The following is a 6654-nucleotide window of genomic DNA, read 5'->3' on the forward strand; positions in this document are numbered from 1 at the left end:
GCCAGCGCCTCGGCCTCGGCCACCTTTTGCACGCAGGCGCCGGTGGCGCCGGCCTGCTGCAGCAATAGGGCGATTTCGGCACTTTTGTGCATCTTGGCGTGGGGGCGCCAGCGCACGCGGTGCTTGCGGGCGAAGTCGGCCATGCGCTGGATGTTGCGCTCCATGGCGTCCAGGTCGACCACCAGCGAAGGTGTGTCGATCAGGTCCACGCGCAGGCCGATGCTGGCCTTGAGCGCCTCAGGTAGTGGTTTCATCGCGTGCAGCATCTTCGAGGTGCTGGGTGTCGGCCCAGCCGACCAGGCTCAGGCCTTGCGGGGTCCAGAGCAGGCGGTTGATGGCGGCGTTGGCCAGCAGCCAGGTGCGCGGCGCCTGGATTTCCTGGCCGGTTGCCAGGCGGTAGAGCACGTCGAGCACACCGCCGTGCGCCACCAGCACCACCAGCTCGCCAGGGTGGCGGGCGGCCAGGCGCTGCACGGTGGCGGCGATGCGTTCGCGCAGCGCGGTGAGCGATTCGCCCCCCTCGGGGGCGAAATGGGGATCGCGCTTGCGCCAGCGCAGGGCCTGCTCGGGCAGTTCGGTTTCGATCTCGGCAAAGGTGCGGCCCTGCAGTGCGCCAAAGCTGCGCTCGCGCAGATCGGGCTCGGGCACCAGCGGTGCGCCGGTGGTGCTTGCCACGGCCTGCGCCGTGGCCTGGGCGCGCTGCAGGTCGCTGGTGTAGATGGCCGCCACGGGTTCGTCGGCCAGAGCGCGCGCCAGTTGCTGCGCCTGCCACAGGCCCCGGTCGTTGAGGGGGATGTCGAGGTGGCCCTGGATGCGCGTATCCACGTTCCAGGCGGTTTCGCCGTGGCGCACGGCAATGATGCGGGTGACGTTCATGCGGTCAACGCGCGTCAGCGCGGTATTTCGAGGACGACGCGGCGCTGCCCCTGGGGCGGTGTGGGAAAACCGTTCAGGGCCGCATCGAACATGGTGGCAAACACGGAGGGGTTGTCGGTCCAGACGCCTTCGTGCACGGCGTGGGTTTCATACACCACGGTGCCGCTGGCCGCCTCGCGCAGGATCAGGCCGACTTCGCGCCGGTACAGTGTGGGCGGTGGAAAACGCATGGACAGGCCGCCATAGAACCCGCGGCCGCTGCCCCAGCCTCCCCAGCCCCATCCCGGGCCGTCCCAGTACTCGGGATACGCCTGGCGATCGGTGCGGGCGTGCACCTGCACGCGGTAGAAAGGCGCCGCGTCGTCCTGGCGCAGGCCCACCTTCGAAAGCGCCAGCCGGGCCTGTTCTTCCACGGCGGATTGCTGGGCGCCCAGCGCCTGCTGGGAGGGCAGGCGCTCAAAGCTGTAGGTGGGCTGTGGCGGAGGGCCCGCCAGTTGGGAGAACGACTGCACGTCGCTATCGACCAGGCGGGTGCTGGCGCAGCCCGTCAGCCACAGCGCCGCGCACAACAGGGGCAGGGTGATCCATTTCATGGCAGCTCCTTCAATGGGCAGGGGCCGCGCTGGCCGCCGCCCTGTACCGGGGTTCTACGCGATGCGCACGACCTGCACGCCGGGCAGGGCCGCTGGTGCGGGGAACTCCTCGGCATCGAACGCCTTGTCGCCGTTTTCGTCGGCAACCCCCGTCGCGCGTGCGCCCTTGAAATCGTACAGCGCTCCGTCCAGCAGGTGGCTGGGCACCACGTTCTGCAGCGCGTTGAACATGTTTTCCACGCGGCCGGGGTATCTCTTTTCCCAGTCACGCAGCATCTCGCCCAACTGCTTGCGCTGCAGGTTCTCCTGGCTGCCGCACAGGTTGCACGGAATGATGGGAAAGTTGCGGTGCTGGGCCCAGCGCGCCGTGTCCTTCTCGGGCACGAAGGCCAGCGGGCGGATCACCACATGGCGGCCGTCGTCGCTGACCAGCTTCGGCGGCATGCTCTTCAACTTGCCGCCGAAGAACATGTTCAGCAGCAGCGTCTGCAGAATGTCGTCGCGGTGGTGGCCCAGCGCGATCTTGGTGGCGCCCAGCTCGTCGGCCACGCGGTAGAGAATGCCCCGGCGCAGGCGGCTGCACAGGCTGCAGGTGGTCTTGCCCTCGGGAATGAGGCGCTTGACGATGCTGTAGGTGTCCTCGTTCTCGATGTGGAAGGGCACGCCGGTGCTGCTCAGGTAGTCGGGCAGCACATGCTCGGGAAAGCCCGGCTGCTTCTGGTCCAGGTTGACGGCCACCAGGTCGAAATGGATGGGCGCGCGGGTCTTGAGCTTGAGCAGGATGTCCAGCAGTGCATAGCTGTCCTTGCCGCCCGACATGCACACCATGACCTTGTCGCCCTCTTCAATCATGTTGTAGTGCACGATGGCCTTGCCCACCTCGCGGCACAGGCGTTTCTCGAGCTTGTGCGCCTCGCGCTCGATCTTGAAGTCGGCGGGTGCGCGCGGCGCTACCGCTGCGGTTGCCTCGCTCGTCCAGTCGCTGGTATCCATTGCATTCATTGCGTTCACCACTGTCCTGTTTCCATGCGAATCGCCACTTCGCAGTCGTCAAAAATTTCCAGCTTGGCGATTTTCACGCGCACGCCGCGCACGCCGGGCAGTTGCATGAGCCGCTGGGCCAGCTTGCCGATCAGGCTCTCCAGCAGGTTGACATGCTCGGCCGTGCACTCGTCGATGATGATCTGGCGCACCTTGCGGTAGTCGAGCACATGCTCGATGTTGTCGTCGCGCGGCGCCAGCGGCTGCGCGCCCAGGCTCAGCTCGGCATCGACCTGAATGGGCTGGGGCGCGCTCTTCTCGTGCGCGAGGATGCCCAGGTTGGCATCGAAGCGCAGCCCGGTGAGGGTCAGGGTCTGGAGACCGGTGGCTTGGTTCATGGTGTCAGGGCTGAGCATGCGCTCACATCAGGGAAAAGTCGCGCTCGAACTTCATCAGGTGCTGGCCGCCATCGACGAGCAGCGTGGTGCCGGTGATCGACTGGTTTTCCAGCGCGAACCGCACGGTGGCGGCTACGTCGTCGGCGGTGGACGAGCGGCCCAGCGGGCTCAGCGCGTGCAACTGCTGGAATTTGTCGTCGCTCAGCAGATGGCTGGTGAGCGTGAGGCCGGGCGCTACGCCCACCACCCGCACGAGTGGGGCCAGCGCCAGGGCCAGCATGGTGCCCGCGGCTTCGAGCGCGGCCTTCGAGAGGGTGTAGCTCAGAAAATCGGGGTTCTGGTTCCAGAGTTTCTGGTCCAGCAGATTGACCACGGCGCCGCGCGCGTCGGCATCGCCTGCGGCGGTGCGCTCCTGCAGATGCTGGTGCAGCGCCTGCGCCAGCACGATCGGGGCGCCGGTGTTGCTGCGCAGGTGTTTTTCGAGCGCGGCAAAGCTGAAGGATTGGGCCGTGTCGTGCTCGAACAGCGAAGCGCTGTTGACCACCGCATCCACGCGGCCGAAATGCGCCACCACGCGGGGCAGCAGCGCGCGCACCGCAGCCTCGTCCGAAAAATCGGCCTCAAAATGGGCGCTTGCGCCCGCCAGTTGCGCGCAAGCAGCTACGGTATCAATAGCGTCCTGGGCCGATTCGCGGTAATGCACCGCCACCTGCCAACCTCCCGTAGCCAGGGCCAGCGCAATGCTGCGGCCCAGGCGCCGGGCGGCGCCCGTTACCAGAACCGTGCGCGGTCGGGGAGAAATGGACATGTGGGGGACAATGCGGGCCGTGACCAAAAGACCCGACAGTTTAACGACCGCCCTTCAAACCCACATCGCCCAGGCCATTGCCGCCGCCGGTGGCTGGATCGGGTTCGACCGCTTCATGGCGCTCGCCCTGTACACCCCGGGTCTGGGCTATTACGCCAACGATTCGACCAAATTCGGCACCATGCCGGAATCGGGCAGCGACTTCGTCACCGCACCCGAGCTGACGCCGCTGTTCGGCCAGACCCTGGCGGAGCAGGTGGCCGAGGCACTTGCGCAGACCGGCACGCACGAGGTATGGGAGTTTGGCGCCGGCTCGGGCGCCCTGGCTTTGCAACTGCTCGATGCGCTGGGCGACCGCGTGCATCGCTACACCATCGTCGATCTGTCGGGCAGCCTGCGCGCACGCCAGCAGGCATTGCTGGCGCGGCACGCGCACAAGCTGCAGTGGGTGGATGCCCTGCCGGCGCAGTTCGAAGGCGTGGTGGTGGGCAACGAGGTGCTCGATGCCATGCCGGTGCAACTGCTGGCCCGCCAGGGCGGCCAAGAGGGCGGCGCATGGCATGAGCGCGGGGTGGCGCTGGGCGATGGCGGCGCTTTCGTGTGGGCCGACCGCCCCACCAGCCTGCGCCCGCCCGTCGAGATCGAAGGCCCGCACGACTATCTGACCGAAATCCACGCCCAGGGCGAGGCCTTCATCCGCACCCTGGCCGACCGGCTGGTGCGCGGCGCCATCTTCCTGCTGGACTATGGCTTTGGCGAGAGCGAGTACTACCACCCGCAGCGCGCCATGGGCACGGTGATGTGCCACCAGGCGCACCAGGCGGACGACAACCCGCTGGTCTCGGTGGGCCTCAAGGACATCACGGCCCATGTGAATTTCACCGCCATGGCCCTGGCCGCTCAGGAGGCGGGGCTGGAGGTGCTGGGCTATACGACGCAGGCGCACTTTCTCATCAACTGCGGTTTGCTTCAAAAAATGGAGCAACTGCCGCAGGCTGCGCGCGCGAATGCGGTCAAACTGATCATGGAACACGAGATGGGCGAGCTGTTCAAGGTGCTGGCGCTGGCCAAGGGCGCCTCGTGGAACGTGCTGGGCTTTGCCCAGGGCGACCGCTCGCACCGGCTATGAAAACCTTGCCTGCGCGGCTGCGCCTTGGTCCGCGTGGATGGCGCTGCCGCGCCATGCCTATGCCTATGCCATCGTGCCCCTCGGGGCGACCGGTGGCTGCAGCGGCGGTGGTGGAATCGGCGATGGCGATGGCGATGTGGTGCGGCTCCGCGCGCGCGCAGGGGGCGGGTACTCCCGCACAGGGGCAGGAGGCACGGGGATGATCCGCTGGCTCATCGTCGTGTTCCTGGCGCTGGTGCTCATCAACGGCCTTTCGCCGTGGTTGCAGCGCATGGGGCTGGGGCGGTTGCCGGGGGATTTCCGTTTCAGGCTTTTCGGGCGCGACTGGTTCATCCCGCTCACCAGCACGCTGCTGCTGAGCTTCGTGCTCAGCGTTGTGGTCAAGTGGATTTGAGGGTTTTTAGGCTGCATGCGCAGATCGGGTGGGCGCAGGCAGCTATGAAATGAGGAGCGAACTACGGAAATGCGGCGGTCTTCCCTGCGTCCAGCCGCCCCTCACCCGCAGCCACTCACCATTCAGCATTCAGACCTTCGGCAACGCCCCTTTGCGCACCACCCAATGCAGCGCGCTGCACCGGTCCTGTCACCGGCATTGGGGGGCTGGGCGGCGTGCACCCGGCGCCGCGTGTGTCAGACGCCTTCTTTCAGTGCCTGCAGAAAGCTCTGGCGCCACCAGTGCACGTCGTGGCGGCGGATGCGCTCCATCAGTTGCTGGTGGCGCCATTGGCGTTCGGCCAGCGGCATGTGCAGTGCGGCCTGGATGGCGTCGGCCATGGCCTGGGTGTCGTAGGGGTTGACGGGCAGCGCTTCCTTGAGCTGCTCGGCCGCACCGGCAAAGCGTGACAGCACCAGCACGCCAGGGTCGTCGGGGTCTTGCGCCACCACATATTCCTTGGCCACGAGATTCATGCCGTCGCGCAGCGGCGTCACCAGCCCCACCCGGGCGGCGCGGCACAGGCCCGGCACGCGCTTGCGCGCCACCGTGCGGTGGATGTAGCGCAGCGGCATCCAGTCCAGATCGCCGTAGTCGCCATTGATGGCGCCGCACAGGCCTTCGAGCTCCTGGCGCAGGTCGGAGTAGGCATTGACGTCGTCGCGCGAGGGCGAGGCAATCATCACCAGCGTGGCGCTGTGGCGGTTCTCGGGGTATTTTTCGAGCAGGTGGCGGAAGGCCCGCACGCGTTGGGGGATGCCCTTGGAATAGTCGAGCCGGTCAATGCCCAGCAAAAGTTGGCGGCGCGAGTATTCGGCCCGCATGGCCTCGCAGGTCTGCACGGCTTCGGGGGCAGCGGTCAGGCGCTGGAATTCGTCGACGTCGATGCCGATGGGAAAGGCGGCCACCCGCGTCGTTGCGCGGAAGGCGCTCAGCCGCTGGCCGCCCAGGTCCTGCGCGCCCGCCTCGGTGACCGTGAAGCGGGTGAAGTGCGCCACGTCGGCCTCGCTTTGCAGGCCCACGAGGTCGTAGGCGAAGAAGGCGCGCACCAGCCAGTCGTGCTGTGGCAGCGCCGCCATGATGAGGGGCGGCGGCACGGGGATGTGCAGGAAGAAGCCGATGCGCTGGCGGCAGCCCAGTGCGCGCAGCTCGGCCGCCAGCGGGATGAGGTGGTAGTCGTGCACCCAGATCACGTCGTCGGGCCGCAGCAGGGGCAGCAACTGCCGTGCAAACATCTGGTTCACGCGGCGGTAGCCTGCGATGTAGCTGGAGTTGAAGTCGGCCAGGTCCAGCCGGTAATGGAACACGGGCCACAGCACGCTGTTGGCGTAGCCGTGGTAGTAGGTGGCGTGGTCGGCCTCGCACAGGTCGACCGTGGCCAGCGTCACGTTGCCGGCCTGGCGGGTCTGCACGCCCTGGGCGCTGGGCACGTCGCC

General features: G+C 67.3%; 9 protein-coding genes. 2 read left to right on the forward strand and 7 right to left on the reverse strand.

The annotated features are described in order from the left end of the window. The 6 genes from ACDELDRAFT_RS17345 to ACDELDRAFT_RS17370 form a co-directional block, all read right to left on the reverse strand. The coding region (locus ACDELDRAFT_RS17345) for an alanine racemase (protein WP_005799261.1) at positions 1-254 on the reverse strand (254 nt) is incomplete at its 3' end. After that, entirely contained in the window at positions 238-876 is a 639-nt protein-coding gene (locus tag ACDELDRAFT_RS17350) for a histidine phosphatase family protein (protein WP_005799263.1), read from the reverse strand. The genes ACDELDRAFT_RS17350 and ACDELDRAFT_RS17345, both read right to left, overlap by 17 nt. Before the next feature lie 14 nt (positions 877-890). Then, positions 891-1469, reverse strand: a complete 579-nt coding sequence (locus ACDELDRAFT_RS17355; protein ID WP_005799265.1) for a DUF4136 domain-containing protein — start codon at positions 1467-1469, stop codon at positions 891-893. Between the two features lie 54 nt (positions 1470-1523). Next, positions 1524-2462: a tRNA 2-thiocytidine(32) synthetase TtcA gene (ttcA, locus tag ACDELDRAFT_RS17360; protein ID WP_420042325.1), complete on the reverse strand. Its 939-nt coding sequence runs from the start codon at positions 2460-2462 to the stop codon at positions 1524-1526. A 14-nt stretch (positions 2463-2476) separates the two neighbouring features. Next, a complete protein-coding gene (locus ACDELDRAFT_RS17365) occupies positions 2477-2848 on the reverse strand; it encodes a dihydroneopterin aldolase (protein ID WP_040329725.1) in 372 nt (123 codons plus the stop codon). Between the two features lie 22 nt (positions 2849-2870). Then, entirely contained in the window at positions 2871-3656 is a 786-nt protein-coding gene (locus tag ACDELDRAFT_RS17370; RefSeq protein ID WP_005799268.1) for an SDR family oxidoreductase, read from the reverse strand. 10 nt (positions 3657-3666) lie between these two features. Between ACDELDRAFT_RS17370 and ACDELDRAFT_RS17375 the strand changes: the two genes are divergently transcribed. After that, positions 3667-4785 (forward strand): class I SAM-dependent methyltransferase, encoded by a 1119-nt coding sequence (locus ACDELDRAFT_RS17375; protein WP_040329723.1) that lies wholly within the window; start codon positions 3667-3669, stop codon positions 4783-4785. A 199-nt stretch (positions 4786-4984) separates the two neighbouring features. Beyond that, on the forward strand, positions 4985-5179 hold the full coding sequence (locus tag ACDELDRAFT_RS17380; protein WP_005799270.1) for a DUF2905 domain-containing protein: 195 nt from the start codon (positions 4985-4987) through the stop codon (positions 5177-5179). A 236-nt stretch (positions 5180-5415) separates the two neighbouring features. On the opposite strand, the gene ACDELDRAFT_RS17385 is transcribed toward ACDELDRAFT_RS17380, so the two are convergent. Further along, positions 5416-6654 (reverse strand): alpha,alpha-trehalose-phosphate synthase (UDP-forming) (locus tag ACDELDRAFT_RS17385; protein WP_005799271.1); only part of this gene is annotated, 1239 nt, incomplete at its 5' end.

Origin of the sequence: Acidovorax delafieldii 2AN, from assembly GCF_000175235.1 — a bacterium.
Lineage (GTDB): Bacteria > Pseudomonadota > Gammaproteobacteria > Burkholderiales > Burkholderiaceae_C > Acidovorax > Acidovorax delafieldii_B.